18 protein-coding genes and 1 pseudogene are annotated in these 25069 nt (G+C 71.0%); 6 read left to right on the forward strand and 13 right to left on the reverse strand.

All coding sequences use genetic code 11. From position 1 onward, the window contains the following. Nucleotides 1-344: 344 nt before the first annotated feature. Together OHU74_RS12425 and OHU74_RS12430 are read right to left on the reverse strand one after the other, a co-directional pair. Nucleotides 345-1634, reverse strand: a complete 1290-nt coding sequence (locus OHU74_RS12425) for a citrate synthase (RefSeq protein ID WP_243335006.1) — start codon at nt 1632-1634, stop codon at nt 345-347. A gap of 182 nt (nt 1635-1816) precedes the next feature. After that, on the reverse strand, nt 1817-4060 hold the full coding sequence (locus tag OHU74_RS12430; protein ID WP_371615951.1) for an ATP-dependent RecD-like DNA helicase: 2244 nt from the start codon (nt 4058-4060) through the stop codon (nt 1817-1819). A gap of 298 nt (nt 4061-4358) precedes the next feature. Between OHU74_RS12430 and OHU74_RS12435 the strand changes: the two genes are divergently transcribed. Then, a complete protein-coding gene (locus tag OHU74_RS12435) occupies nt 4359-4946 on the forward strand; it encodes a DUF937 domain-containing protein (RefSeq protein WP_371615952.1) in 588 nt (195 codons plus the stop codon). Between the two features lie 173 nt (nt 4947-5119). Beyond that, nucleotides 5120-5611, forward strand: a pseudogene (locus OHU74_RS12440) (GNAT family N-acetyltransferase); the annotation flags it as partial. On the opposite strand, the gene OHU74_RS12445 reads toward OHU74_RS12440, so the two are convergent. Continuing rightward, entirely contained in the window at nt 5568-6533 is a 966-nt protein-coding gene (locus OHU74_RS12445; protein WP_371615953.1) for an EamA family transporter, read from the reverse strand. The pseudogene OHU74_RS12440 and the gene OHU74_RS12445 sit on opposite strands and share 44 nt — an antisense overlap. Nucleotides 6534-6615: 82 nt before the next feature. Between OHU74_RS12445 and OHU74_RS12450 the strand changes: the two genes are divergently transcribed. Together OHU74_RS12450 and OHU74_RS12455 are read left to right on the forward strand one after the other, a co-directional pair. After that, complete coding sequence (locus OHU74_RS12450; protein WP_330296475.1) at nt 6616-7518, forward strand: LysR substrate-binding domain-containing protein; 903 nt, start codon at nt 6616-6618, stop codon at nt 7516-7518. Between the two features lie 106 nt (nt 7519-7624). Next, complete coding sequence (locus OHU74_RS12455; RefSeq protein ID WP_371615954.1) at nt 7625-9514, forward strand: glycoside hydrolase family 3 protein; 1890 nt, start codon at nt 7625-7627, stop codon at nt 9512-9514. Nucleotides 9515-9573: 59 nt separating this feature from the next. On the opposite strand, the gene OHU74_RS12460 is transcribed toward OHU74_RS12455, so the two are convergent. The 3 genes from OHU74_RS12460 to OHU74_RS12470 form a co-directional block, all read right to left on the reverse strand. Continuing rightward, nucleotides 9574-11031 (reverse strand): S28 family serine protease, encoded by a 1458-nt coding sequence (locus tag OHU74_RS12460; protein WP_371615955.1) that lies wholly within the window; start codon nt 11029-11031, stop codon nt 9574-9576. Nucleotides 11032-11115: 84 nt separating this feature from the next. Then, complete coding sequence (locus OHU74_RS12465; protein WP_371615956.1) at nt 11116-11517, reverse strand: hypothetical protein; 402 nt, start codon at nt 11515-11517, stop codon at nt 11116-11118. An 85-nt stretch (nt 11518-11602) separates the two neighbouring features. After that, a complete protein-coding gene (locus OHU74_RS12470) occupies nt 11603-13207 on the reverse strand; it encodes an aldehyde dehydrogenase (RefSeq protein WP_371615957.1) in 1605 nt (534 codons plus the stop codon). A 99-nt stretch (nt 13208-13306) separates the two neighbouring features. Here OHU74_RS12470 and OHU74_RS12475 point away from each other — a divergent pair, with 99 nt between their 5' ends. Then, nucleotides 13307-13861 (forward strand): EF-hand domain-containing protein, encoded by a 555-nt coding sequence (locus tag OHU74_RS12475; protein ID WP_371615958.1) that lies wholly within the window; start codon nt 13307-13309, stop codon nt 13859-13861. Nucleotides 13862-13879: 18 nt separating this feature from the next. Here the strand turns inward: OHU74_RS12475 and OHU74_RS12480 are convergent, their stop codons facing one another. Both OHU74_RS12480 and OHU74_RS12485 read right to left on the reverse strand, forming a co-directional pair. Continuing rightward, nucleotides 13880-17746, reverse strand: a complete 3867-nt coding sequence (locus OHU74_RS12480; protein ID WP_371615959.1) for an ABC transporter ATP-binding protein — start codon at nt 17744-17746, stop codon at nt 13880-13882. Nucleotides 17747-17799: 53 nt separating this feature from the next. Then, nucleotides 17800-18564 (reverse strand): GntR family transcriptional regulator, encoded by a 765-nt coding sequence (locus tag OHU74_RS12485; protein ID WP_371619662.1) that lies wholly within the window; start codon nt 18562-18564, stop codon nt 17800-17802. Nucleotides 18565-18877: 313 nt separating this feature from the next. On the opposite strand from OHU74_RS12485, the gene OHU74_RS12490 reads away from it, so the two are divergent. After that, entirely contained in the window at nt 18878-19141 is a 264-nt protein-coding gene (locus tag OHU74_RS12490) for an ATP-binding protein (protein ID WP_371619663.1), read from the forward strand. Here OHU74_RS12490 and OHU74_RS12495 read toward each other — a convergent pair. The 5 genes from OHU74_RS12495 to speB all read right to left on the reverse strand — a co-directional run bounded on the left by OHU74_RS12495 (nt 19131) and on the right by speB (nt 25030). Further along, nucleotides 19131-19790, reverse strand: coding sequence for a hypothetical protein (locus OHU74_RS12495; protein WP_371615960.1), 660 nt, complete (start codon nt 19788-19790; stop codon nt 19131-19133). The two genes, OHU74_RS12490 and OHU74_RS12495, sit on opposite strands and share 11 nt — an antisense overlap. Beyond that, entirely contained in the window at nt 19771-21918 is a 2148-nt protein-coding gene (locus tag OHU74_RS12500; RefSeq protein WP_371615961.1) for a hypothetical protein, read from the reverse strand. The genes OHU74_RS12495 and OHU74_RS12500 overlap by 20 nt, the downstream gene beginning before the upstream one ends. 14 nt (nt 21919-21932) lie before the next feature. Then, the gene (locus tag OHU74_RS12505; protein WP_371615962.1) at nt 21933-22295 is read right to left on the reverse strand and encodes a hypothetical protein; all 363 of its coding nucleotides are present in this window, start codon (nt 22293-22295) and stop codon (nt 21933-21935) included. A gap of 63 nt (nt 22296-22358) precedes the next feature. Then, a complete protein-coding gene (locus tag OHU74_RS12510; RefSeq protein ID WP_371615963.1) occupies nt 22359-24026 on the reverse strand; it encodes a thiamine pyrophosphate-binding protein in 1668 nt (555 codons plus the stop codon). Nucleotides 24027-24061: 35 nt separating this feature from the next. After that, nucleotides 24062-25030 carry an agmatinase gene (gene speB, locus OHU74_RS12515; protein WP_371615964.1) on the reverse strand — a complete coding sequence of 323 codons (969 nt, stop codon included), beginning with the start codon at nt 25028-25030 and terminating at the stop codon, nt 24062-24064. Nucleotides 25031-25069 lie beyond the last annotated feature (39 nt).

Genomic DNA, 25069 nt, shown 5'->3' on the forward strand with positions numbered 1-25069 from the left:
TCACGCGAGACGCAGATCACAGGGGCCGCAACGTAACCATCGGGCAGGCCCGTGGGTCTAATGGGGCGATGCCGGGAAGGTTTTGGGGGACTTCCGGCATCGTCGGCCGGGGCGTGCAGCCTCTGGGGGAGCTTTGAGCGGCCTCCCCGATCCACGGATCCCGGCACACAGACACCCGGTCCGGGTCCCGTGGGGGGAATCCGTTCCGGGGTAAGGAAAGCGCCCCGACCTTCGACCCGTGGGGGGATCGATGGCGGGGCGCTTTTCCTGTATTCACAGGCAATGCGGTCCTACGGGTACTGCGGGTACTGCGGTCCTACGGGTACTGCGGCGAGAACCTCGGGTCAGCGGGACTCGACCGGGACGAAGTCGCGCAGGACCTCGCCGGTGTAGATCTGGCGCGGGCGGCCGATGCGGGAGCCGGGCTCCTTGATCATCTCGTGCCACTGGGCGATCCAGCCGGGCAGCCGGCCGATCGCGAAGAGCACGGTGAACATCTCGGTCGGGAAGCCCATCGCGCGGTAGATCAGGCCCGTGTAGAAGTCCACGTTCGGGTAGAGGTTGCGCTCGACGAAGTACTCGTCGGCCAGCGCGTGCTCTTCCAGCTTGAGCGCGATGTCGAGCAGCTCGTCGTCCTTGCCGAGCGCCGAGAGGACATCGTGCGCCGCAGCCTTGATGATCTTCGCCCGGGGGTCGAAGCTCTTGTAGACGCGGTGCCCGAAGCCCATCAGGCGGACGCCGTCTTCCTTGTTCTTCACCTTGCGGATGAAGGCGTCGACATCGCCGCCGTCGTTCTTGATGCCCTCGAGCATCTCCAGAACGGACTGGTTGGCGCCACCGTGCAGGGGGCCCCACAGGGCCGAGATGCCGGCGGAGATCGAGGCGAACATGTTCGCCTGCGAGGAGCCGACCAGACGCACGGTGGAGGTGGAGCAGTTCTGCTCGTGGTCCGCGTGCAGGATCAGCAGCTTGTCGAGCGCCGCGACCACGACCGGGTCCAGGTCGTACTCCTGGGCCGGCACGGAGAAGGTCATGCGCAGGAAGTTCTCGACGTAGCCGAGGTCGTTGCGCGGGTAGACCACCGGGTGGCCGACCGACTTCTTGTACGCGTAGGCCGCGATCGTCGGAAGCTTGGCGAGCAGCCGGATCGTCGAGAGGTTGCGCTGTTTCTCGTCGAACGGGTTGTGGCTGTCCTGGTAGAACGTCGACAGCGCGCTGACCACGGAGGACAGCATCGCCATCGGGTGCGCGTCGCGCGGGAAGCCGTCGTAGAACCGCTTGACGTCCTCGTGCAGCAGCGTGTGCTGGGTGATCTCGTTGCGGAACGACGCGAGCTGGTCGACGGTCGGCAGCTCCCCGTTGATCAGCAGGTAGGCGACCTCGATGAAGGTCGAGCGCTCCGCCAGCTGCTCGATCGGGTATCCGCGGTAGCGCAGGATGCCCTGCTCACCGTCGAGGTAGGTAATGGCGGACTTATAGGCGGCGGTGTTTCCGTAGCCGCTGTCCAGGGTGACCAGCCCGGTCTGAGCCCTGAGCTTCGAGATGTCGAAGCCCTGGTCACCGACGGTGCTCTCGACCACCGGGTAGGTGTATTCACCGTCCGCGTACCGCAGTACTACAGAGTTGTCGCTCACGTCATCCCTCACCGACGTAGTGCCTCTTCTTCGAGGTGCCCTGACTGCCTCTACCTTCCCCCATTTGGCGCAGGAGAGTGCACTCGGGGTCGGCCTTTGGCGGTTTCGACGGCACTCAGTGCCGCCAAGCTGCTCATCCTGCCCCTCCACGCCGGTTGGTGGAACCCCAAATGATCGATCATCTAGGTGATGTTTCCCACCGGTATACGTCCGGACAGTCTTGGTGCTACAGCCGTGTACCTCCTGCCTGCGGAAACGGTACGCACCGCCTGACCAAGGGCTTTGCGGGACCCGACCAGGACGACCAATTTCTTCGCCCTGGTCACCGCCGTGTAGAGCAGGTTTCGCTGGAGCATCATCCAGGCCCCGGTGGTGACCGGGATCACCACGGCCGGATATTCACTCCCCTGGGAGCGGTGGATGGTGACGGCGTACGCGTGGGCCAGCTCGTCGAGCTCGCCGAACTCGTACTCCACTTCCTCGTCCTCGTCCGTGCGCACCGTCAGGCGCTGTTCGTCCAGGTCGAGGGCGGTGACCACGCCCACCGTGCCGTTGAAGACGCCGTTGGCACCCTTTTCGTAGTTGTTGCGGATCTGGGTGACCTTGTCGCCCACCCGGAAGACCCGGCCGCCGAAGCGTTTCTCGGGCAGGTTCGGCCGGGCCGGGGTGATGGCCTGCTGGAGCAGGCCGTTGAGGTTTCCGGCTCCGGCCGGGCCCCGGTGCATGGGGGCGAGCACCTGGATGTCGCGGCGCGGGTCGAGTCCGAATCTGGCCGGAATACGACGGGCGGCGACGTCCACGGCGAGTTTTCCGGCCTCCTCGGTGTCCTCCTCGGGGAAGAGGAAGAAGTCGGGCAGTCCGTCGGTGATCGGCGGCAGGCCGGTGTTGATCCGGTGGGCGTTGGTGACCACCCCGGACTGCTGGGCCTGCCTGAAGATGGTGGTCAGCCGGACGGCGGGGACCGGCCCGCCCTCGGCGAGCAGATCGCGCAGCACCTCGCCGGCGCCGACCGAGGGCAGCTGGTCCACGTCCCCGACCAGCAGCAGGTGGGCTCCGGGTGCCACGGCCTTGACCAGCTTGTTCGCCAGCAGCAGGTCGAGCATCGAGGCCTCGTCCACGACCACCAGGTCGGCGTCGAGCGGCCGGTCGCGGTCGTAGGCCGCGTCCCCGCCCGGTTTCAGCTCCAGCAGGCGGTGCACCGTGGAGGCCTCGGCCCCGGTGAGCTCGGCCAGCCGTTTGGCCGCCCGGCCGGTGGGGGCGGCGAGCACCACCTTGGCCTTCTTGGCGCGGGCCAGTTCCACGATCGAGCGGACGGTGAAGGACTTGCCGCACCCCGGGCCTCCGGTGAGGACCGCGACCCGGCGGGTGAGGGCGAGGCGGACCGCGTCCCGCTGGCCGGGGGCGAGCTTGGCCCCGGTCCGGCCGGCGAGCCAGCCGAGGGCCTTCTCCCAGTCCACGTCCTGGAAGGCCGGCATCCGGTCCTCGTCGGCGTTCAGGAGCCGGCGCACCTGGCCGACCAGGGAGAGCTCGGCCCGGTGGAAGGGCACCAGGTAGACGGCGGTGAGGTCCGGGCCGCCCGCCGGGTCCGGCACGGATTCCCGTACGACCCCTTCGGGATCGGCGGCGAGCTCGGCCAGGCAGTCGATGACCAGACCGGTGTCCACCTGGAGCAGCTTGACCCCGTCGGAGATGAGCCGGTCCTCGGGCAGGAAGCAGTGACCCTGGTCGGTGGACTGGGACAGGGCGTACTGGAGGCCGGCCTTGACCCGCTCCGGGCTGTCGTGCGGGATCCCCACGGCCTGGGCGATGCGGTCGGCGGTGAGGAAGCCGATGCCCCAGACGTCGGCGGCGAGCCGGTAGGGCTGGTTCTTGACCACGGAGATGGAGGCGTCGGCGTACTTCTTGTAGATGCGCACCGCGATGGAGGTGGAGACACCGACTCCCTGCAGGAAGACCATGACCTCCTTGATGGCCTTCTGTTCCTCCCAGGCGGCGCCGATCATCTTCGTCCGCTTGGGGCCGAGGCCGGGCACCTCGATCAGTCTCTTCGGCTCGTCCTCGATGACGTCGAGGGTGTCCGTGCCGAAGTGCTCCACGATCCGGTCGGCGATCTTCGGGCCGATGCCCTTGATCAGGCCGGATCCCAGGTAGCGCCGGATGCCCTGGATGGTCGCGGGCAGGAGCGTGGAGTAGTTCTCGACGGTGAACTGCTTGCCGTACTGGGGGTGTGAGCCCCAGCGGCCCTCCATGCGCAGCGATTCGCCCGGCTGGGCCCCGAGGAGGGATCCGACGACCGTCAGCAGGTCACCGGAGCCGCGGCCGGTGTCCACCCGGGCGACCGTGTATCCGCTCTCCTCATTGGCATAGGTGATGCGCTCAAGCACCCCCTCGACCACTGCCGGTTGCACCGCCGCGTTGGTATTCACGACCCGAAACTACCGCGTGGCGCCGACAGCCCGCCGGGCCTGTGGACAACTCCCCGCCCCGGCCCGGAAAACCGAAAGGGGGTCCGGCCTTCCGGCCGGACCCCCTCACGGTTACCCCTCCCTCGTCGGACTTCCCGATCCCCCCAGATCCCTCCCCGGAAGCGCCGACGCAACATACGACCCGCGACCCCCGCCGGTGGTTGCACGCCGATTCACAGCTTTACTCCACCATTACCCAAGGGTGACCCCAGCGCGATACAAGGTGCCGGTAAATCACCACAGAAGTAGCGTTTCAGGCATGAGCGAACCTTCATTCCAGGACGACGTGATCAACGAGCTCGGCGAAGACCGGCTCACCGAGATCGCCGGACTCCTCGGCACCGACGCGACCGGCGCCCGCGACACCGTCGCGACCACCATCGGCGCGATGACCGGCGACCTCCAGGCGAAGGCCGACACCGATGACGACGACGGCAACGAGGTCCGCCAGGCCTTCGCCGAGGTGAGCGAGGCCCCGCTGGAAGGCGTGGCCACCCTCGGCGGCGGCCTGGGCGGCATGCTCAGCGGCGGGATGATGGCCGGGGTGCTCGCCAAGGTGAGCAAGCCCGTGGCCAACGCCGTCTCCAAGAAGACCGGCATCCCCGCGCCCACCGTCGCCCGCGTCATCGAGCTGCTGATCCCGGTGCTGCTGGCCGTCTTCGCCAAGCGCGCGGCCGCCGGCAAGGGCGGGGGCGCCGTCCCGTCGGCCTCCGGGTCCGGCGCCGACTCCCCGATCCCCTCCCCCGGAGCCGTACCGGGAGCGGCGGGCGCGGCCCCGACCGCCCCGTCGGCCGGAGGCAGCCTCGGCGACCTGCTGGGCCAGATCCTGGGCGGCGGCAAGAAGTAGGCCCGTCGCGCATTAGCCCCGCCCCCGTATTCGCCCCGCCCCCGCGTTCGGCGCGCCCCCGCGTTCACTCGTACGGCGCAACGCGGGGGCGGAGCAAGGGCAATGCCCGGGCCCGGCACGCCGCGCTATCCTCGGGCGCCATGGAACCTCGTGGTGGCATCGCCCCCGGACGCCTGAGGCTGCGGGAGCCCGAGCCGGGCGACCTGGGCTGGATCGTGCAGCGCCACGGCGCCCTCTACTGCGCCGAGTACGGCTGGAACGCCGAGTTCGAAGGCCTGGTGGCGCGGATCGTCGCCGACTTCGCCCTGGACCACGACCCGCATCTGGAGCGGGTCTGGATCGCCGAGCTGGACGGCCTTCCGGTCGGCTCGGTGATGTGCGTGCGCGAGGACGGCGCCCCCGGCACCGCGCGGCTGCGGCTGCTCCTGGTGGACCCGGCGGGCCGCGGCCACGGCATCGGAGCCCTGCTCGTCGCCACGGTGGTCGACTTCGCCCGCTCGGTCGGCTACCGCGAGCTGGTGCTCTGGACCAACGACGTACTGGCCTCGGCCCGCGCCCTCTACCAGCGCGCCGGATTCACCCTGGTCGCCGAACGCCCCCACCGGTCCTACGGGGTCACCCTCACGGGGCAGGACTGGCGGCTGCCCCTACGGGAGCACCCGTAGGCCTCGTAGGCCCCGTGGTCCAACCGGAATCCGCCGCCCCCTCAGGGTCGGCCGTACGGGGCTTCGCGCCCCCCGGAGCCAGCGAGGTGAGCGCCACCCCGCCGACGAGCAGGGCCGCGGCCGCCCAGCGCAGCCCCGAGATCCCCTCCCCGAGGACCAGCGCGGCCGAGGACATCCCGAACACCGGGACCAGCAGGGAGAACGGCGCCACGGCGGAGGCCTGGTAGCGGCGCAGCAGGTAGCCCCAGGCCCCGAAGCCGAAGACGGTGGACACCCAGGCGACGTACCCGATCACGGCGGCCCCGGACCAGTCGAGGCCGCTCAGGGCGGCCAGATCCCGCTCGGGGCCCTCGATCAGCAGCGAGAGCGCGAACAGCGGCAGCACCGGGACCACGCACACCCAGACCATGAAGTTGAGCGCGTCGGGCGGCGCGGCCCTGCGGGTCAGGACGTTGGAGACGCCCCAGCAGGCGGCGGCCGCGACCACGAGCACGAAGCCGAGTACCGGGCCGGACGTCCCCCCGTCCACGGCTGCGACGGCGATCCCGGCGAGCGCCACCGCCATGCCCAGGATCCGTACCCGGCCCGGGCGTTCGCGCAGGACGACGGCGGCGAGGACGGCGGTGAAGACGGCCTGGATCTGCAGGACGAGGGAAGAGAGCCCGGCCGGCATCCCGTGTGCCATCCCCGTGAAGAGCAGGCCGAACTTGGCGATGCCGAGGGCGACTCCGACTCCCACGACCCACTTCCAGGCGACCTTGGGCCGTCCGACGAAGAAGACGGCGGGGACGGCGGCGACGAGGAAGCGCAGGGCGGACAGGAGCAGCGGAGGGAAGTGGCCGAGGCCGATCTCGATGACGACGAAGTTGAAGCCCCAGACGGCGGCGACGAGTACGGCGAGTGCGATGTGTACGGGACGCATGCTCCGAGCATCGACCCCGCGACCATTTAGCACCAGCACGGATCTCTTCCTGGATGGATGAAGCAACGCTTACGCTTCTCCCATGCTCGATCTCGCCAGGCTCCGCGCCCTGCACGCCGTCTCCGTCCACGGTTCGGTCGCGGGCGCCGCGGCCGCACTCGGATACACCCCTTCCGCCGTCTCCCAGCAGATCGCCAAGCTGGAGCGCGAGACCCGGACCACGCTGCTGGAGCGGCGCGGGCGCGGGGTGGCGCTCACCGAGGAGGCGCACCACCTGGCGGACACCGCGCAGGAGCTGCTGGCCATCGTGGAGCGCGCCGAGACCACTCTGGAGGAGCGGCGCGGGCAGCCGAGCGGGCTGCTGACCGTCTCCGCCTTCGCCTCGGCCGCGCGCGGGCTGCTGCCGGGGGTGCTGGCCGATCTGGCCGCCCGGCATCCGGCGCTGGAGGTACGCCTGACGGAGGTGGACCCCCACCTCTCGGTGGACCTGGTGACCCGGGGCGTCACCGATCTGGCGGTAGCGCACGACTGGGACATCGCCCCGCTGCCCACCCCCGAGGGGGTGGAGCAGGCGGTGATCGGGGACGACCCCTGCGACCTCGTGGTGCCGGCCGGGCACCCCTTCACCCGCCGCGCCGTCATCCGCAGGGAGGATCTGGGCGGGCTGCGGTGGGTGTGCCAGCCGCCCGGCCGGGTCTGCCACGACTGGCTGGTACGGACCCTGCGCGCGGTCGGGTACGAGCCCGACATCGCACACGTCGCCGAGGAGAACCACACCATCGTCGCGCTGGTCGCGGCCGGGCTCGGGGTGGCCGTCGTACCGCGCCTGGGAACCGGGGCGCTGCCGCCGGGGGCGGTGGCCGTGGCCCTGGAGCCGGGTCCGGTGCGCCGCCTGTACGCCCTGTGGCGGACCGGGGCGGCCCGTCGGCCCGCGATCACCGAGGCGGTGCGGACCCTGCAGGAGCACTGGCGGCAGGAGCACTGACCGGCAGGGCCCCGATGACACCCCGATGACCCCGATGGCCCCCGTCCGGGGGACCTGCCGAGTGTCCGCCGCTCCGGGGGCGCGGCCCGGCAGTAGCGTCCGGCGCGTGCCGTACCAAGCCTCCCGCCGGACCCTGCTCGCCGCGGCCGCCATGGCCGCCGTCACCGCCGCGGGGGCCGTCACCGCCGCCGTCACCACCTCCCGGACCCCAGCCGGACCGGCCCCGGGAGGACCGCTCCCCGACGACCACCGGCCGGGCGACGAGGCCCCCGCGCGCACCCCCGACCGGGCTGCGCTGCGCGCGGCCATGGCCCGGATGAGCCCGGCCGAACTGGTCGGGCAGCTCTTCGTGTCGCGGGCGTACGGGCATTCGGCGACCGATCCCGACCCGGAGGACGCCGAGCAGAACCGGGCGCTGTTCGGGGTGCGCACCGCCGCCGAGCTGGTCTCGCGCTACCACCTCGGCGGGATCGTCTACTTCGGCTGGGCGCACAACACCCGTACCCCGCACCAGATCGCCGAGCTGTCGGCCGGTCTCCAGCGGGCGGCCACGGCCCCCGGCGCCGACGGAGTCCCGGGCATCCCGCTGCTGCTGTCCATCGACCAGGAGCACGGCGCCGTCGCACGGATCGGCAAGCCCGCGACCCTGCTCCCGGGGGCGATGGCGCTGGGCGCGCTGGCGCGGGGAGAGGACGGGTCCAGCGCCGAGGCCCGCCGGGCCGCGCGGATCGCGGGCGCCGAGCTGGCCGCGATGGGCATCCGGCACAACTACGCGCCGGTGGCCGACGTGAACGTCGATCCCGCCAACCCGGTGATCGGTGTACGGTCCTTCGGCTCCGACCCGCACGCCGTGGCGGCCCTGGTCTCCGCCCAGGTCCGCGGGTACCAGGGCGCCGGGGTGGCCGCCACCGTGAAGCACTTCCCGGGGCACGGGGACACCGGAACCGACAGCCATGTGGGGCTGCCGCTGATGACCCACACCCGCGCGCGGTGGGAGGAGCTGGACGAGCCTCCGTTCCGGGCGGCCGTGGCGGCGGGTGTGGACGCGGTCATGACCGCGCACATCGTCTTCCCCGCGCTCGACCCCTCGGGGGATCCGGCGACCCTGTCGCGGCCCATCGTCACCGGCATCCTGCGCGAACGCCTCGGGTTCCAGGGGGTGGTGGTCACCGACGCCCTGGACATGGCCGGGGTACGGCAGAAGTACGGGGACGACCGGGTCCCGGTCCTGGCCCTGAAGGCGGGCTGCGACCAGCTGCTGAACCCGCCGGACCTGGGGCTCGCGCACCGCAGCGTGCTGGCGGCCGTGGAATCGGGCGAGCTGACGCGGGCCCGGATCGAGGAGTCCGTCCTGCGGATCCTGGAACTGAAGGCCCGCCGGGGCCTGTTCGACACGGTACGGACGGCGGCCACGGCCGAGGCGGTCACCGCGGCGGTGGACGCGACGGTCGGGATCCCGGCGCACCTGGCCGCCGCCGACGAGATCGCGGCCCGCACGACGACGCTGCTGGCCAATCCGGTGAAGCTGCTCCCGCTGGACCCGGCGGCCCGGCCGCTGCTGCTGGTCACCGGGGCCGATCCGGCCTCCCCCACGGGTACTACGGGTCCCCCTACGTCGGTACTGGCCCGGGAGCTGTCCGCGCTGGGCTGCCGGGCGACGGCCGTGGCGCCCGCCCGCGCGGTGGCGGCCGCGCCCGGGAACGCCGCCGTGCTCGTGTGCACGTACAACGTCCCGGAGGGTGAGAGCCCGCAGCGCGAGCTGGTCCGGGAACTGCTGGCCACCGGGGTACCGGTGGTCCTGCTCGCGCTGCGCAACCCCTACGACCCGGCCCGGCTGCCGGCGTGCGCGGCCGAGCTGGCGACGTACACCTGGACCGACGTGGAGCTGCGGGCGGCGGCCCGGGTGATCACCGGGGCGCTGCGGCCCGCCGGGCGCCTGCCGGTCCCGGTGCCGGGCCGCTACCCGCTGGGCCACGGGCTGGCCTACGCGCCCTAGGGAATGTCCCTGGCGCCCGGCCGGCCCGTGGCCCCTGTGGCGGCGGTACTACGGCGGTACTACGGCCGCAGCATCGGCTCGCGCTCCACGTCCCGCTGGTCGAGCTGCGCGTCCGGCTTGGCCAGCGGCGCCGCCTTCGCCGAATCGGCGAGCGCGGCGGCCGGGGCCACTCCGGCCCACTGCAGGATCTTGGCGGTGGCCAGGGCCTTCTCGCCGTCCTGGAGCTTGGCCACGTTGGCCCCGTGGTTGGCGCCCGGCGCGATCATCACGTAGCTGTCGCGGGCCCCGTAGCCGAGGTGGAACGGTTCTGCGCCCCACGGGTCGTTCTGCCCGTAGACGAAGAGCATCTGGTTCGCGTTGTGCTTGACCCAGCCGTCCACGTCCTTCATCGCTCCCGGCTGGAAGGTCATCGGGATGTCGCGGGGCACGAAGTTGCGCGGCGGCTGGTAGCCGTAGCGGCTCAGGTTGCCCAGGTGGGGCTGCTTGATGTCGGGCGAACCGAGCTGCGTACCCGCCTGGTAGTAGTACGGGGTGTACGTCTCGAGTCCCTGGTCGGCGTAGGCCGAGAAGCCGGAGATCGTGTCGACCGTGTCCCAGATCTCCTGGTCGCTGGCGGTGGCGGCGACCGGGAGGGAGGCGCAGTCGGAGAGCAGGCTGTACTGCCAGAAGGCCCACACGTAGTCGAGCACGACGGCCTCGTAGGCCTTGTCGAGGTTGCCGACGGTGGTGAAGGTCCAGCCGTTCTCGGCCGCGGCGGCCGCGTACTTGACCTCCAGCGGGTCGCGGCGCACGAGCGCCTCGCGCTGCACCGCGTTCAGCTTGTCGCGGCACTCCTTGGTGCCGACCTGGGTGAAGAACCGGTCGTAGGCCGAGTCCTCCTTGTTGACCACGTCGTTGGGCGCGACGTACGCGACGACCCCGTCCATGTCACGGGGGTAGAAGCGCTCGAAGTAGGTGGCCGTCATGCCGCCCTTGCTGCCGCCCGTGGCCAGCCAGTTCTTCTTGTAGACCTTCTTCAGCGCGGTGAAGATCCGGTGCTGGTCGCTGGCGGCCTGCCAGATGTCCAGGTTGGACCAGTTGGCCGGGTCGGGCCGGGAGGGGGTGAAGAAACGGTACTCCAGCGACACCTGGTTGCCGTCGACGATGGTCGTGGGCTCACTGCGGCGCGGGTTGGTGTTGACGTTGTAGCCGGAGGTGAAGAACACGGTGGGCCGGGAGACGTCCTTGTGCAGCAGGGTCAGACGCTGCTTGAAGGTGCCCTTCCACGGCGCGCGGTGGTCGACCGGCTGCTCGTAGTTCAGTACGAAGAAGCGGTATCCGGGATACGGCTTCTCCTCGATCAGGCTCATCCCCGGGATGGAGAGGATCTGGTCCTTGATGTCGGCGGTCGTGGCGGCGGTGGCATCCGTGGCGGCGGCCGGCCCTGCGGCGGTGGCCGCTTGTGCCGTGAAGCCGGCTGCCCCCATGGTGCCGATGAGCACCACGAGTGACAGCAGCCATCCGAGCGTCTTGCGCATTCACCCTCCCCTTGAGTTCACTTCGGTCGCCGTGAACCTAGCGGGGTCAATGCACAGCTGACCAGACCTAGTTGGGTCGCACCGTCAGCACAGAATCCAGCCGGAATCGACAGATCCGGCCCCCACGCTCCCCTTTACATACACGCAGCGCGCGATCGCGTGGGCGGTGACAGGTCCGGCATACCGGGTGAATTGCCCCGCGTCGCGGACCGGCGATCCCCCGCGCGGCTGAATGCTCACCGACATCGGACGGCGCGCTCCGGGCTCGCGGGCGACCGCCACGGCGCAGGCGTGGTCGCGGGTCTTGTACACGCGGACCTCACCGGTCGAGAACGGCAGCGTCCGCACCAGGTCCCCCGCGCACCCACCGGTCGCCGCCCGGGCCGGCTGCGCCGTCAGCAGCCCGCCCGCGCCGAGCCACAGCGCCGCCGCGAACACCCCCAGGCAGGTGGCCCACCGGCCGCGCCGGTTCCGCGCCTTCAACACCCTGTCCCCCATCGGTCGTACGTACAACGTGCGTACGCACGTACGACGCCCGATGCCCCCGAAAGGTTGCTGTGGACAAGGAAACTCAGCCCGCCGGGACCGCCGCGGACCCCAGCTCGTGATCGAAGACCGACTCCCGGGGCCGGACCAGGGTGGCGACGGCGATCGACTGGAGGTGGGTGGTGCGCACGGCGGGCTGGTTGGCCTCGCCGAAGATCCCGCCCGTGGCCCCCGTACCGCCGTTGTACGGGAGCACCGGCAGGCAGCCGATGTGTGAATCGTTGACCTTCAGCATGCCGCCGGTGACCACCTCCTCGCAGAACCGCTCGACGACCCGTTCGTCCTGCGTCCACAGAGAATTGCGCAAGCCGTAGCGGTTGGCGTTGAGGAAGCCGATGGCCTCGCCCAGGCCGGCCGGCGCCTCGGGCACGACCACGCACAGCAGCGGGAAGAAGGTCTCCTCGCGGAAGGCCCGCAACCGTCCCGCGGCGGCCAGCCCGTCCACCCGCACGATCGCCGGACGGATGAACGGTCCCGCCGCGGCGGGCACGTCGTCCACGTCCACGAACTCCCCGCCGCAGAGCAGCTCCCCGCCGGCCGCCAGCACCTCGTCGAGGAACTCGGTGAACTCCGCCCGCTTGACCACCGGGCTCAGCACCGTGTCCGGATCCTCCGGCGGCCCCGGCCGGATGGCCCGCACCCGCTCCACCAGCTCCTTCAGCAGCCGGTCGGCCACCTCGGGGTGGACGATGGCGAACTTCGGGGTCATGCAGATCTGTCCGGAGCCGTAGTACCGCTCGCACAGGGCCCGCGCGGCCAGATCGGCCTCCGCGTCGCGCCAGACCAGCACCCCGTCGTTGCCCGACAGTTCGAGTACGGGCTTCTTCCCCGCGGCCACGCACTCCCGCTCCAGCTTGAGGCCCTGCTCGGAGCCGCCGAAGAAGACCAGGTCGTCGCAGTCGGGGCTGTCCAGCCACTGGCGCAGTACGGCGCGGGCATGGGTCGAGAGCACGTTGAGAGTGCCGGGCGGGGCGCCGAGCCGCTCCAGGAGCGGGGCCACGATCTCCCGGTAGACGAAGCTGACGCCCAGCGGGGCGGTCGGCGGCGCGTTGACGACCAGGGCGTTGCCCGCGGCGAGCACCATCGCCCCGTAGAAGGAGTTCGAGGTCGGGGCGTTGCGCGGCGGGCTCAGGCACACCACTCCGTCCGGCTTGCGCACCATGCGGATCCGCCGGCCCGCGGCGGTCCGCTCGGGCTCCCTCAGCCGCTCGGCGAAATCGGCGACGGAGTCCGGATGGAAGGAGGCGGCCACGGAGGCCAGCTCCCAGGCCGCCAGCCGTACGGGGTGGCCTTCGGCGACCAGCAGTGCGGTCAGCTCCTCGCGCCGCTCGACGACGGCCCGGTGGACCCCGTGCAGCAGCTCCAGCCGGTCGCCGAGCGGGACCCCCGCCCAGGCCGGCTGGGCGGCGCGGGCGGCGGCCAGGGCGCGCAGGCCCTGCTCCGGGGTGGACATGGCGACGCGTCCGGCCAGCAGGCGGTCGTCGTGGGGCAGGTCCTCGCCGCGTTCCAGCCGGGCCTTGAGTCCGAGCACTTCGAACGGCTCGCGCAGGAGTTGACCCACCCGGGGCCAGTAGACCCAACGGGTTCCGGGTTCGGCGGCGCCGTCGACCCATACCTCGTAAGAGTGCATCCACAACTTCCTAGCCGGAGAACGGGAGTTCACGATCAAGAAGGAGATTACGGTAGGTGAACGCAAGACCGCGCACCGTAGCCGTGAAAGGCAACTGAAATGACGAACGACCTGCTCACCCGCAAGCTGGACCGCGCCTTCACGCACCTGGACGTCAACGAGGACCGGGTGATCGACGAGCACGACATCATCGGGCTCGGTTCCCGCCTGCTGTCGGCCCTCGGTGAGCCGGCCACCTCGCCCAAGGCGACCCAGGTGATGGGCGGGCTCGTCGACTTCTGGCAGGAGCTGTTCACCGAGCTGGACCTGGACCGGGACGGCAAGCTCACGCCCGAGGAGTACAAGCAGGGCATGACCCGGCTCTACGCGGACGGCGGCGCGGCGTACGACAAGTCGTTCCGGCCGATGGTCCAGGCGATGCTCCTGGTCGTCGACACCGACGGCGACGGGCGCATCAGCCCCGAGGAGTTCCACAAGGCCCAGCTCGCCTTCGACACGAAGCTGGGCCGCGAGGACGCGGACGCGCTCTTCATCCGGATCGACAAGGACCACGACGGGTTCCTGTCGGTGGACGAACTCCTCGGCGCCGTGCGCGAGTACTACACCGGTGACGACGAGGACGCCCCGGGGAACCTGCTCTTCGGCGAGCTCTGAGCCCTTGAACGTCCAGAGCTAGGCCGCGGCGGCCGGCTCCTCCTCGCCCGCGAAGGTCCGCCACAGCTCCGCGTACCGGCCGCCGCGGGCCAGCAGTTCGGCGTGGGTGCCGTCCTCCGCCACCCGGCCGCGGTCCATCACCACGACCCGGTCGGCGCGCGCGGCGGTGGTCAGCCGGTGCGCCACCACGAGGGTGGTGCGCTTGCCCGCGAGCCGGTCGGTGGCCTGGTTGACCAGGGCCTCCGTCGCCAGGTCGAGGGCGGCGGTGGCCTCGTCGAGCAGCAGCACGTCCGGGTCCACCAGCTCGGCGCGGGCCAGCGCGATGAGCTGGCGCTGGCCGGCCGAGAGGTTGCGGCCGCGTTCGGCGACGGTGTGCAGGTAGCCGCCGTCGAGGGTGGCGATCATCTGGTGGGCGCCGACCGCGCGCGCGGCGGCCTCCACCTCGGCGTCGCTCGCCTCGGGCCGCCCGTAGGCGATGGCGTCGCGCACGGTCCCCGGGAAGAGGTACGGCTCCTGGGGGACGACCCCGAGCCGGTGGCGGTACCCGGTCAGGTCCAGCTCGCGCAGGTCCGTGCCGTCGGCGGTGATGCGGCCGGACGTCGGATCGTAGAACCGGGCCACCATCTTGACCAGCGTGGACTTGCCGGCCCCGGTCTCGCCGACGAAGGCGACGGTCTGGCCGGCCGGTATGCGCAGGCTGATTCCGGCCAGTGCCGGCTCCTTCTCGCCGCGCTCCTCGGCGGTGCCGTACCCGAAGTGGACCTGCTCGAAGGCGATCTCGCCGCGCAGCTCCGGTACGGGCCGGGGGTCGGCCGCGCGGGGGGTGCTGGTGGGCTCGCGCAGCAGGTCCTGGATCCGGCCGAGGGAGACGGTGGCCTGCTGGTAGCCGTCGAAGACCTGGGAGAGCTGCTGGACGGGGGCGAAGAACAGGTCGATGTAGAGGAGGTACGCGACCAGCGCGCCCGTGGTGAGCGTGCCGGCCTCCACCCGGCCCGCGCCGACGATCAGCACGGCGGCCGCGGCCCCGGAGGACAGCAGCTGGACGAAGGGGAAGTAGACCGATATCAGCCACTGACCGCGGACCCGGGCCTCGCGGTACGAGTCGCTGCGCTCCTTGAACCGGGCGGCTCCGGCGCGCTGGCGGCGGAAGGCCTGGACGATGCGCAGCCCGGCCACGGACTCCTGGAGGTCGGCGTTGACCAGGCCGACCCGGTCGCGGGCGAGCTCGTACGCGGCCACGGACTTCCGGCGGAAGACGACCGTGCCCAGGATCAGCACGGGGAGCGTGGCGAAGACGATCAGGGCCAGCTCCACGTCGAGGACGAGCAGGGCGATCAGGATGCCGAAGAAGGTGAAGACGGAGACGACGGCGGTGACGAGCCCGGTCTGCAGGAAGCTGGACAGGGCGTCGACGTCGGTGGTCATCCGGGTCATGATCTTGCCGGTCAGCTCGCGCTCGTAGTAGTCGAGGCCGAGTCGCTGGAGCTGGGCGAAGATCTTGACGCGCAGGGCGTACAGCACGCGCTCGCCGGTGCGGCCGGTCATCCGGGTCTCGGCGAACTGCGCGGCCCACTGGGCGACGACGACGGCCAGCGCGAGTCCGGCGGCCACCCAGACGGCGGCGAGGGCGGCCTGCTCGACACCCTTGTCGATGCCGTGCCGGATCAGGATCGGCAGGAGCAGTCCGGAGCCCGCGTCGATGGCCACGAGGAGCAGGGAGATGGCGAGCGGGGCCCAGAATCCGCGCAGCAGGCGGCGCAGGTTGTAGCTGTCCTCGGCGGACGCGGCGCGGGTCTCGTCCACGTCCGGGGTGTCCTCGGCGGGCGGCAGCGCGGCCACCTGCGCGAGGAGCTCGGGGGTGGCGGGCATGCCGGCCGGGGCGGTGGTCTTCTCGTCCGCCTCCTCCTGGCGCTGCCAGAGCTCGGGGGTGATCCCGCCGGACACCCGGCGCTTGGAGTTGACGGGCTCGGAGTCGATCTCGGCCTCGAGCTCGATGTCCCGCTCGATGTCGCGGTCGAGCTCGCGCTCGAATTCGCCCATGGCCGGGGCCTCGGGCGTGCGCGGCGAACCGGCTCCCAGCGCGTCCGGGTCGGTCAGCAGCCGCCGGTACAGGGCGGAGCGGCGCTCCAGCTCCTCGTGCGTACCGATGTCGGAGAGCCGTCCCTGGTCCAGTACGGCGATCCGGTCGGCGAGCGCGAGCGTGGAGCGGCGGTGGGCGATGAGGAGGGTGGTGCGGCCGGCCATGACTGCCCGCAGGGCCTCGTGGATCTCGTGCTCGACGCGGGCGTCGACGGCGGAGGTGGCGTCGTCGAGGAGCAGCAGCCGGGGGTCGGTGAGGATGGCGCGGGCCAGCGCGAGGCGCTGGCGCTGGCCGCCGGAGAGGGTCAGGCCCTGCTCGCCGACCTTGGTGTCGTACCCGGCGGGGAGGGCCTGGATGAACCCTTCGGCCTGGGCGGCGCGGGCGGCCGCCTCGATCTGCGCGTCGGTCGCGCCGGGGTGCCCGTAGGCGATGTTGGAGCGGATGGTGTCGGAGAAGAGGAACGAGTCCTCGGGCACCAGGCCGATCGCGGAGCGCAGCGACTCGTAGGTCAGCTCGCGCACGTCGTGCCCGCCGATGCGGACGGTGCCGTGATCGGCGTCGTAGAAGCGGGGCAGGAGCAGCGAGACCGTGGACTTCCCGCTGCCGGAGGCGCCGACGAGGGCGACGGTCTCGCCCTCGGCGAGGGAGAGCGAGAACCCGTCCAGGACCGGCCGCTCGGGGTCGTACCCGAACCGCACGTCCTCGAAGGAGACGGTGGCGGGCGCGTCGCCGGGCAGCGGGTGGGTCCCCTCCTCGATGAGGGGCTCGGTGTCGATGAGCTCGAAGACGCGCTCGGCGCCGGCGCGGGCCTGCTGGCCGACGGTGAGGACCATCGCGAGCATGCGGACGGGTCCGACGAGCTGGGCGAGGTAGGTGGAGAAGGCGACGAAGGTACCCAGCGTCACCTGGCCCCGGGTGGCCATCCAGCCGCCGAGGGCCAGCATCGCGACCTGCCCGAGGGCGGGTACGGCCTGCAGGGCGGGGGTGTAGCGGGAGTTCAGCCGGATGCTGCGCATGCGCCCGGCGAACAGTCCGCGGCCGGCGTCGCGGAGCTTGCCGGTCTCCTGCTCCTCCTGGCCGAAGCCCTTGACGACGCGGACGCCGGTGACGGCCCCGTCGACCACGGTGGCGACGGCGGCGGCCTGGCTCTGGGCGTACCAGGTGGCGGGGAAGAGCTTCTTGCGGCTGCGCTTGGCGATGAACCAGAGCGCGGGGGCCATCAGCAGCGCGACGAGGGTCAGCAGCGGCGAGAGCCACAGCATGATCCCGAGGGATATCCCGAAGAGGAGGAAGTTGCCGATGGTCATGGGCAGCATGAAGAGCAGCCCTTGGATCAGCTGGAGGTCGCTCGTCGCCCGCCCGACGACCTGCCCGGTGGACAGCTCGTCCTGCCTGCGCCCGTCGAGACGGGCTATGGAGTCGTACATGTCGGTGCGCAGGTCGTGCTGCACGTCGAGGGCGAGGCGCCCGCCGTAGTACCTACGTATGTAGGTCAGCACGTAAACGAGAACCGCCGCGCCTATGAGCATCCCGGCCCAGGGGCCCATCGGCTTGCTCTTGTCCCCGATGACGTCGTCGAGGATCACCTTGGTGACCAGCGGCACGAGCGCCATGACGGCCATGCCGCCGAGCGAGGACCCGAGCGCGAGCAGCACATTGACCTTGTAGCGCCAGGTGTAGGCGGCGAGCCGCCTCCCCCACCCCTGTTTGTCCCCAGCCGCCGTACCCGCCGCCGTAGCCACGTACTGCCTCCCCGTTCGTCCTGTCCTGCCGGAAGCGCCAACGCTCCGACCGGCGGATTTCATCCCGCCGCAACAATTCGAACTGGGTTACGCGGATCCCGCGCGCGGGGCTGCGCCTACGGAGCGTCGAACTCGTACTCCAGTACGTAGGCGGCGGAGTCGAGGACCATCTCGTTGACCTCGACCACCCGCCCGCCCTCCGCGAAGGCGGTACGGACGACCAGCACCACGGGTGTCCCGGCGGCCAGCCCGAGGCTCGCGGCCTCCTCCGCGTTCGGCATCCGCGACCGGACCTCCTCGCGGAACCGGGCCGGCTTCTGCCCGAGCTCGGCGAGGCGGGCGTAGATCCCGCCGGGGCCGGTGTCGGGCTCGGTGATGGGCGTCCCCGCCACGAGGGCGGCGTCGAGGTACGAGGTCGCGAACATGACGGGCTTCCCGTCCAGCAGGAACCTCCGACGGCGGACGCATGCGGGTGCGTGGTCGGTGATCCCGAGCACGGCGGCGACGGCGCCGGGGGCGGGCTCTTCGGTGACTCCGAGGAAGTCGACTACGGGTTCGCGCCCCTTGCCGTCCGCCGCCCAGATGGAGCCACCAGCACCCCACACCTCGACCGCCAGCCGCTGGATGCCGCGCCGCCGGATGCCGATCCGGAACTCGCGCACGAAGACTCCTGCACCCTTGCGCGCTTCGGTCAGCCCCTCTGCCTGGAGGACGGCGAATGCCTGCCGGGCCGTCATCCGGGCGACACCGTAGGTGGCCATGAGGTCGCTCTCGCCGGGCAGGCGGTCGCCGGGCCCGTACTCGCCGGAGGTGATGGCGTCCTTAAGTGCGGCGGCGATGCGCAGGTACTTGGGCTGCCGTGCGGAGCCGTCCTTCGGCATGCGGTCCTCCCCGATCATCTCCCGACAGCCTAGGGGCGCATCGGAGCGGCGGACGCCGCCCGGCCGCGCAACACTCGCCAGTGTTGGACATATCTAGATAGCACTTGACGGGCGACGGGGCTCTCGCTTCACTGATCTCAGGTATCTAGATAGGTGAGGTCCCATGACACTGCCCTGTGCCGACGAGAACTACTGGATCGTGCCCCGCAGCGCCCGCGCCCCGGGCCGGGCCCGCGCGCTGCTGCGCGAGCAGTTCACCGAATAGGGCATCGGGGCGCAGCCCGCCGAGACGGCGGAGCTACTGCTCTCCGAGCTGGTCACCAACGCCGTACGGCACTCCCGTGCGCCGCAGGGCCGGGACATCGGGATCCGGGTCGCCCGGTACGACGGCTTGGTGCGGGTGGAGGTCGCCGACGCGGGCCCCGCCGTCAAGCTCACGCCGCAGGTGGTGGCGGATACGGACGAGCGGGGGCGGGGGCTCGCCATCGTGGCGGCACTGGCCGAGCGATGGGGGCAGTGCCCCCGGCTCCACGGAATCGGGAAGGCCGTGTGGGCCGAGGTGGGGGTCAGGGGGTAGGGAGCGGTTTCACCACGGGGGGCTGTTCCAGCGGCTTGTTCTCGCAGCCGAGGGCTTCGGCGATGCGCTGGGCCATCAGGTAGGTGAGGGTCATCCGCCGGTCTCTGGCCCCCTGGTCCGCATCCGGCCGGGACGGACTGAACGTGTAACTGGTGTCCGATGTGAGCCACACCTTCTGCGACTGCGCCCTGAGTTCGCCGGGCATGTCGCACTGGACGAGCAGCGTCGAGCGGCTGTTGCTCGTTACTCCGCGCGCACCGTTCAACGAGTAGGTCGATTCGCCGGGGAAGGAGGGCACCTCGGCGGCGCGGAGAAACCACCCGGGTGCGAAGGTCATGCGGGCGTCATCCGTGCCGTACTCGCATGCGTGCGTGTAGAAGATGTGCTTGTCGGGACTGAGATTCGGCAATGCCCTTCCGAACTCGTCCACCAACCGACTCGTGGTGCGGTACGACTTCGTCTCGAAGTTCTCCGTACCGAGGAGCTCGCGTACAAGCGCCGCTTCCTCCGAAGTCGGGCTGATCCCGCAAGGGTTCGCAGCCTTCGCCTCGGAGTTACCCGAGCTGCACGATGCCAGTGCCAGCACACAGACGAGCGCGGCCGTCGACCGTACGAGGACTTTGAGCACGTCACGGCCTGAGGTGCGCACGGGCTGCCTCTCGTCCGGTCGAGTAGGCGGTGTTCGCTTCGTTCTGGGCATGCACGGCCGCCGCGTCGGAGGCACCGACCTCCGGCTGCTCCCTCCATGCTCTGAACAACTCGTTGGTCCCCTCCACCCCCGCCGCGTAATTGGCACTGGACTCCTTCTTGCTCAGCTCCTCAGCAGCGTCCTTCACTTCCTTGACCCAGTCGTATTTGGCCACGTCGATCAGCGAGCCTCCGACCGTGCTCACCACCGGGATCTCGCCGATGAGCCCGTTCACGCCGGCAGCCGCGTACTCGGACGTGCCTTCCGCCCAGTCGCCCCTGTCGTCTTCCTTGTCCTTGTAGACGTCGGCCCCGATGCCGTTGAGAGCCCCGGAGGCCACCCCGATGTCGTGCGCACGGTTGTCCCAGTCAGCACTGACCGCGTGCGGGGAGTCGGCCTTGAACGGGGCGGCGGTCGCGAGTTGCTCCGCCGAGTACGCCCGCTCCGCCTCCACCATCAGGGCGTAGGACGGGCCGTCGTCCGCGATACCGCGCATCACGCGGATCAGGCTGGCCTGGCCGACCGCGATCTGGGCCTTGTCGCCCGAGCCATGGATCGAGTCGATGCCGTGGACGGCGCCCAGGTCGAGGCTCTTGCCGCCCAGGATCACGTGGGTGTCGCCCACATAGTCCACCAGCGCCTTCGCCATCGGCCGGCGCAGGCCCTCCAGGTCCTTCGGGAACTCGTCGCCGCCCATGTCGTCGTCCAGCAGCCGGATCGCGTCGTGCATCACCCGCGCCTGGCCCTCCGTGTGCGGTCCCGGCGGGCCCAGCTTCTCGCCGTCCACGTGGCCCGTGGCCGCCGCCTGGAGGGCCGCGCCCAGGCCGGCCGTCTTGTCCCCGTGCATCTCCATCGGCTGGCCGATGCCGGTCGAGATCCAGGGGTCGGGCATGTCCCGGTCGGTGAGCAGGTACTTCAGGTGCTCGTTCTTGTTGCCGGGCGCCTCGGGGTCGAGGAAGTGCGTCGCCGAGTCCGGGTCCTTGGCCATGATGCCGAGCAGGCCGTCCAGCGGGTCGGAGACCAGGTTCGGGCGCTGGGAGTCGTAGGCGTGGTCGTACATGTGGGGCTTCGACTTCTCGGCCTCGATCATGCCGTCGCCGAGGTCGTTGAGGAACTGCTTGCCGTAGCCGTCCCCGTGCCCCATCAGGGTCACCAGCGCCTGGTAGCCGTACGTCGGGCGCAGGCCCTTGGCGACCAGTTCCGGGCCCTGTTCCTTGAGGCCGGCCATGAAGGGCTTGTAGGCGTAGCTCTCCGGGTCCTTGGTGCCCGAGGCGATCGTCCCGGCGAGGCCGGAATTGATCGCTTCGTAGAGCTTCTTCTCGTTGCCCGACGCCCCGTTGGACGCCAGGTTCATCTGGTCGGCCAGGTGAAGGGTGTCCTTCGCGCCCAGCGAGTGCAGGTACGCCTCGCTGAAGTGCTTGTCCCCGGAGTTCTGCTTGAGGAGGTCGCTGTAGTGCTGCAGCTCCTCCGGAGAGGCGTCGCCCGACTGGATCTTGTGCGTGAGAGCCAGGGCCTCCACGGCCTCGACGTCGTTCACTGCCTTGGAGTTGAAGCCGAAGAGCGAGGTGCCGTCGGCCCCGGACGCGTTCAGCAGAGCGGTCTTGACGTCCTCGTCGAACTCCGTGACCGCCTTGACCGCATCCGCGATGTGACGCGTCCAGGAGTTCTCGATCTCCGGGAGGTCGGGGTCGTGGCGCACCGCCTTCGCGGTCGCCGCGTCCTCCTTGCTGAAGTCGTAGCTCGCGATGCCGGCATCCGAGACCTTCATCCCGGCCTTCACCGCGTCCGCGACGGCGGAGGTCACCCGGCCCTTGAGGTCCGTGAACCGGGCATGCGCGTCCCGGAGCAGGGACTCCATGGCCAGCGCCTCCGTCTGGGCCGAGTCGAACTCCTGGCGGGTGAGGGCGGAGTTGCTGCCGGCCGTCTGTGCGCTGCTGCCCATCCAGCCGTTTCCGGCGGAGACGCTCTGGACCTCCCTCTCGTACACGTCCTCGAGCGTCTTGAACTGAGTGGCCATGGACTTCCAGCCGTCGGCGGCCGTGGTGAGCGCCGAGAGGTCGGTGGTCATGATCTCGTGGTAGTTCGGCATCGCGTCCGTCTCCCCTACAGGCCCGCGAGCTTGGACTGGACCGGCTGGAAGCTCTGGCCCGTCAGCTGGTCGTTCCCGGTGAAGAGGTTCGACGCCCCGCGCAGGGCCGTCTTCTCCGAACTCAGCCGCCCCATCAGGCGCCTCACCTGGTCGTCCCAGTGCGCGTGCGCCTTCGTCAGGCCCGCAGCGGTCTCCCAACCGGTGAAGGCCTTGACCGCGGTGGTCGTCGGCTCGTCAGCGGCGTCGGCCGCCTTCGTCGTGCCGGGCTGGAGGACGTTCTCGATGGTGTCGGCCGCCTTCTTCTTCGCGGGAGGGGCCGTCCCCAGGACTCCGTCGCCCGGCTGCTTCTGCTGGGCCCACTCCTGCTCGAACGACACCGCTCCCCCAAAGATTTGCGACCGGGACTGATCACCAACAACCTAACCCGGCCCGCGCACCCCTTAGACGTGGGTGGGGGCGAACATCTTGAGGTTGGCCGGAAGTAGCAGGAGCGAAGGGCCGGGGGTCTTGAGGGACTTGGCCAGGTCCTCGCGGAGGGATTCCGGGGTGGTGGTCGAGGCCGGGATGTCGAAGGCGGCGGCCAGGGCCACGAAGTCGGGGCGGGTCAGGGTCGTGCCCGTTGCGCAGCCGTACTCGCGCAGGATTCCGTAGCCGCCGTCGTCCACGATCAGCCAGGTGACGTCCAGGTCGTGCTGGCGGGCGGTGGCCAGGTCGGCGATCGAGTACATCGCGCCGCCGTCGCCCGAGACGGCCAGGACCGGGGTGCCCGGGTCGGCGAGGCAGGCGCCGAGGGCTGCCGGGAAGGCGTAGCCGAGGCCGCCCGCGCCCTGGGCCGAGTGCATGGTGTTGGGGTGCTTCGGGTCGAAGGCCGACCAGGCCCAGTAGGACAGGATCGTCATGTCCCAGAAGGACGGGGAGCGGGGCGGGAGGGCCCCGCGGATCGAGGTCAGGAGCTGCTGCTCCAGGGCCAGGTCCTGGGAGGCCAGGCGGCCGGCGATGGAGGACAGGAGCAGGGCGACGCGCTCGGGGGCGGTCGGGTCCTCGCGCTCGGCGACCGTTTCCAGGAGGGCCTGGAGGGCGAGGCGGGCGTCCGCGTGGATGCCCAGGGCGGGGTGGTTCGATTCCAGCTTGCCCAGGTCCGCCTCGATCTGGACGACCCGGCCTTCCGGGAAGAACGTGTGGTAGTTGGAGCTGAGTTCGCCCAGGCCCGAGCCGATCACGAGCAGGACGTCCGCGTCTTCCAGGAAGTCCGTCATGTGGCGGTCCTCCATCCAGGACTGGAGGGAGAGCGGGTGGTTCCAGGGGAACGCGCCCTTGCCGCCGAAGGTGGTGACCACGGGGGCGTTGAGGCGTTCCGCCAGCTGCTTGAGCTTGCCCGCCGCGTCCGAGCGGATGACTCCGCCGCCCGCGATGATCACCGGGCGCTCCGCGTTCTCCAGCCAGTGGGCGGCCAGAGCGGTGAGCTCGGGGCGCGGGGCCAGTTCGTGCGGGGTCGCGTCCATGCCGGTGACCTGCGGGATGACGGTATCCGCACGCAGGACGTCTTCCGGGATCTCCACCCATACCGGGCCGTGCGGGGCGCTCAGCGCCGATTCCCAGGCCTCGGCGATGACCGAGGGGATCTGGGAGGGGGTGCGGGCGATGTGGACGGACTTGACCACGTCGCGGAAGGAGGCCGCCTGGTCCCGCAGCTCGTGCAGGTGTCCGCGGCGGCCGCCGCCCAGGCCCGCGGTCGGGACCTGGGAGGAGATCGCCAGGACGGGGGCGGATGCCGCGGCCGCCTCGGCGAGGGCGGGCAGCGCCATCAGCGCGCCCGGACCGGTGGAGAGGAGGAGGGGGACCGCCTCGCCCGTCATACGGCCGTACGCGTCGGCCGCGAAGGCCGCGTTGTTCTCCGTACGGAGTCCGATGAGGTGGAGGTCGGAGCGGCCTACGGCTTCGAAGAGGGCGAGGGCGTGCTGGCCCGGGAGTCCGAAGACGGTGGTGGCGCCGAGCGAGCGCAGCGTCTCCACGACCAGGTCCCCGCCCGAGCGCCCCGGCGGCGGCGAGAGCGCCGCCGCCTTCTGGGCTTCGGTGGGACGGAGTACCAGGTCGTGGTCGTGCGTCACGTGCGCTTACTCGCCCTTCGGGTTCGCCGTCGCCGTCAGCCGGCGGCCTTCGCGGCCGCGATCTGACGGCTCATGATCGTGGTCAGCTCGTACGCGGTGTGCGAGGCCGCGACCGAGGTGATCTCCGCGTGATCGTACGCCGGGGCGACCTCGACGACGTCCGCCGAGACCAGGTTGCAGGAGGACAGGCCCCGGATGATCTCGAGCAGCTCGCGCGAGGTCATGCCGCCGGCCTCGGGGGTGCCGGTGCCGGGCGCGTGCGCCGGGTCCAGGACGTCGATGTCGATCGAGATGTAGAGGGGACGGTCGCCGATGCGCTGGCGCAGCTGGTCGGCGACCTCGTCGGCGCCGCGCCGGTAGACGTCCGCGGAGGTGACGATGCCGAAGCCCATCTTGGCGTCGTCGTCCAGGTCCTGCTTGCCGTACAGCGGGCCGCGGGTGCCGACGTGGGACAGCGCCTCGGTGTCGAGGATGCCCTCCTCCACGGCGCGCCGGAACGGGGTGCCGTGCGTGTACTCGGCGCCGAAGTACGTGTCCCAGGTGTCCAGGTGCGCGTCGAAGTGCAGCAGCGCGACCGGGCCGTGCTTCTTGGCCACCGAGCGCAGCAGCGGGAGGGCGATGGTGTGGTCGCCGCCGAGGGTCATCAGGCGGGAGCCGTTGCCGATCAGCTCGTCGGCCGCGGCCTCGATCGTCTCGACGGCCTCGTTGATGTTGAAGGGGTTCGCGGCGATGTCACCGGCGTCGGCGACCTGCGCGAGCGCGAACGGGGAGGCGTCCTGCGCCGGGTTGTACGGGCGCAGCAGGCGCGAGGCCTCGCGGATGGCGTTGCCGCCGAAGCGGGCGCCGGGGCGGTAGGAGACCCCGGAGTCGAAGGGCACGCCGACGACGGCCACGTCCGCCCTGCCGCCGACCTCGTCGAGGCGGGGCAGCCGGGCGAAGGTCGCGGGGCCCGCGTAGCGCGGGATGCGGGAGGAGTCGACGGGGCCGCGCGGCTGCGTGCTCATGAGGGGGTGCCCTTCTGGATGACTGAACGGTGCGGTCCT

Source organism: Streptomyces sp. NBC_00454, from assembly GCF_041434015.1.
GTDB lineage: Bacteria > Actinomycetota > Actinomycetes > Streptomycetales > Streptomycetaceae > Streptomyces.

Excerpts from the sequence above, each read along its gene's own strand:
- OHU74_RS12435 (WP_371615952.1), top strand. The coding sequence starts at position 4,359 with ATGAGCGAACCTTCATTCCAGGACGACGTGATCAACGAGCTCGGCGAA.
- OHU74_RS12445 (WP_371615953.1), bottom strand. The coding sequence starts at position 6,533 with ATGCGTCCCGTACACATCGCACTCGCCGTACTCGTCGCCGCCGTCTGG.
- OHU74_RS12450 (WP_330296475.1), top strand. The coding sequence starts at position 6,616 with ATGCTCGATCTCGCCAGGCTCCGCGCCCTGCACGCCGTCTCCGTCCAC.
- OHU74_RS12460 (WP_371615955.1), bottom strand. The coding sequence starts at position 11,031 with ATGCGCAAGACGCTCGGATGGCTGCTGTCACTCGTGGTGCTCATCGGC.
- OHU74_RS12470 (WP_371615957.1), bottom strand. The coding sequence starts at position 13,207 with ATGCACTCTTACGAGGTATGGGTCGACGGCGCCGCCGAACCCGGAACC.
- OHU74_RS12475 (WP_371615958.1), top strand. The coding sequence starts at position 13,307 with ATGACGAACGACCTGCTCACCCGCAAGCTGGACCGCGCCTTCACGCAC.
- OHU74_RS12480 (WP_371615959.1), bottom strand. The coding sequence starts at position 17,746 with ATGAAATCCGCCGGTCGGAGCGTTGGCGCTTCCGGCAGGACAGGACGA.
- OHU74_RS12485 (WP_371619662.1), bottom strand. The coding sequence starts at position 18,564 with ATGCCGAAGGACGGCTCCGCACGGCAGCCCAAGTACCTGCGCATCGCC.
- OHU74_RS12500 (WP_371615961.1), bottom strand. The coding sequence starts at position 21,918 with ATGCCGAACTACCACGAGATCATGACCACCGACCTCTCGGCGCTCACC.
- speB (WP_371615964.1), bottom strand. The coding sequence starts at position 25,030 with ATGAGCACGCAGCCGCGCGGCCCCGTCGACTCCTCCCGCATCCCGCGC.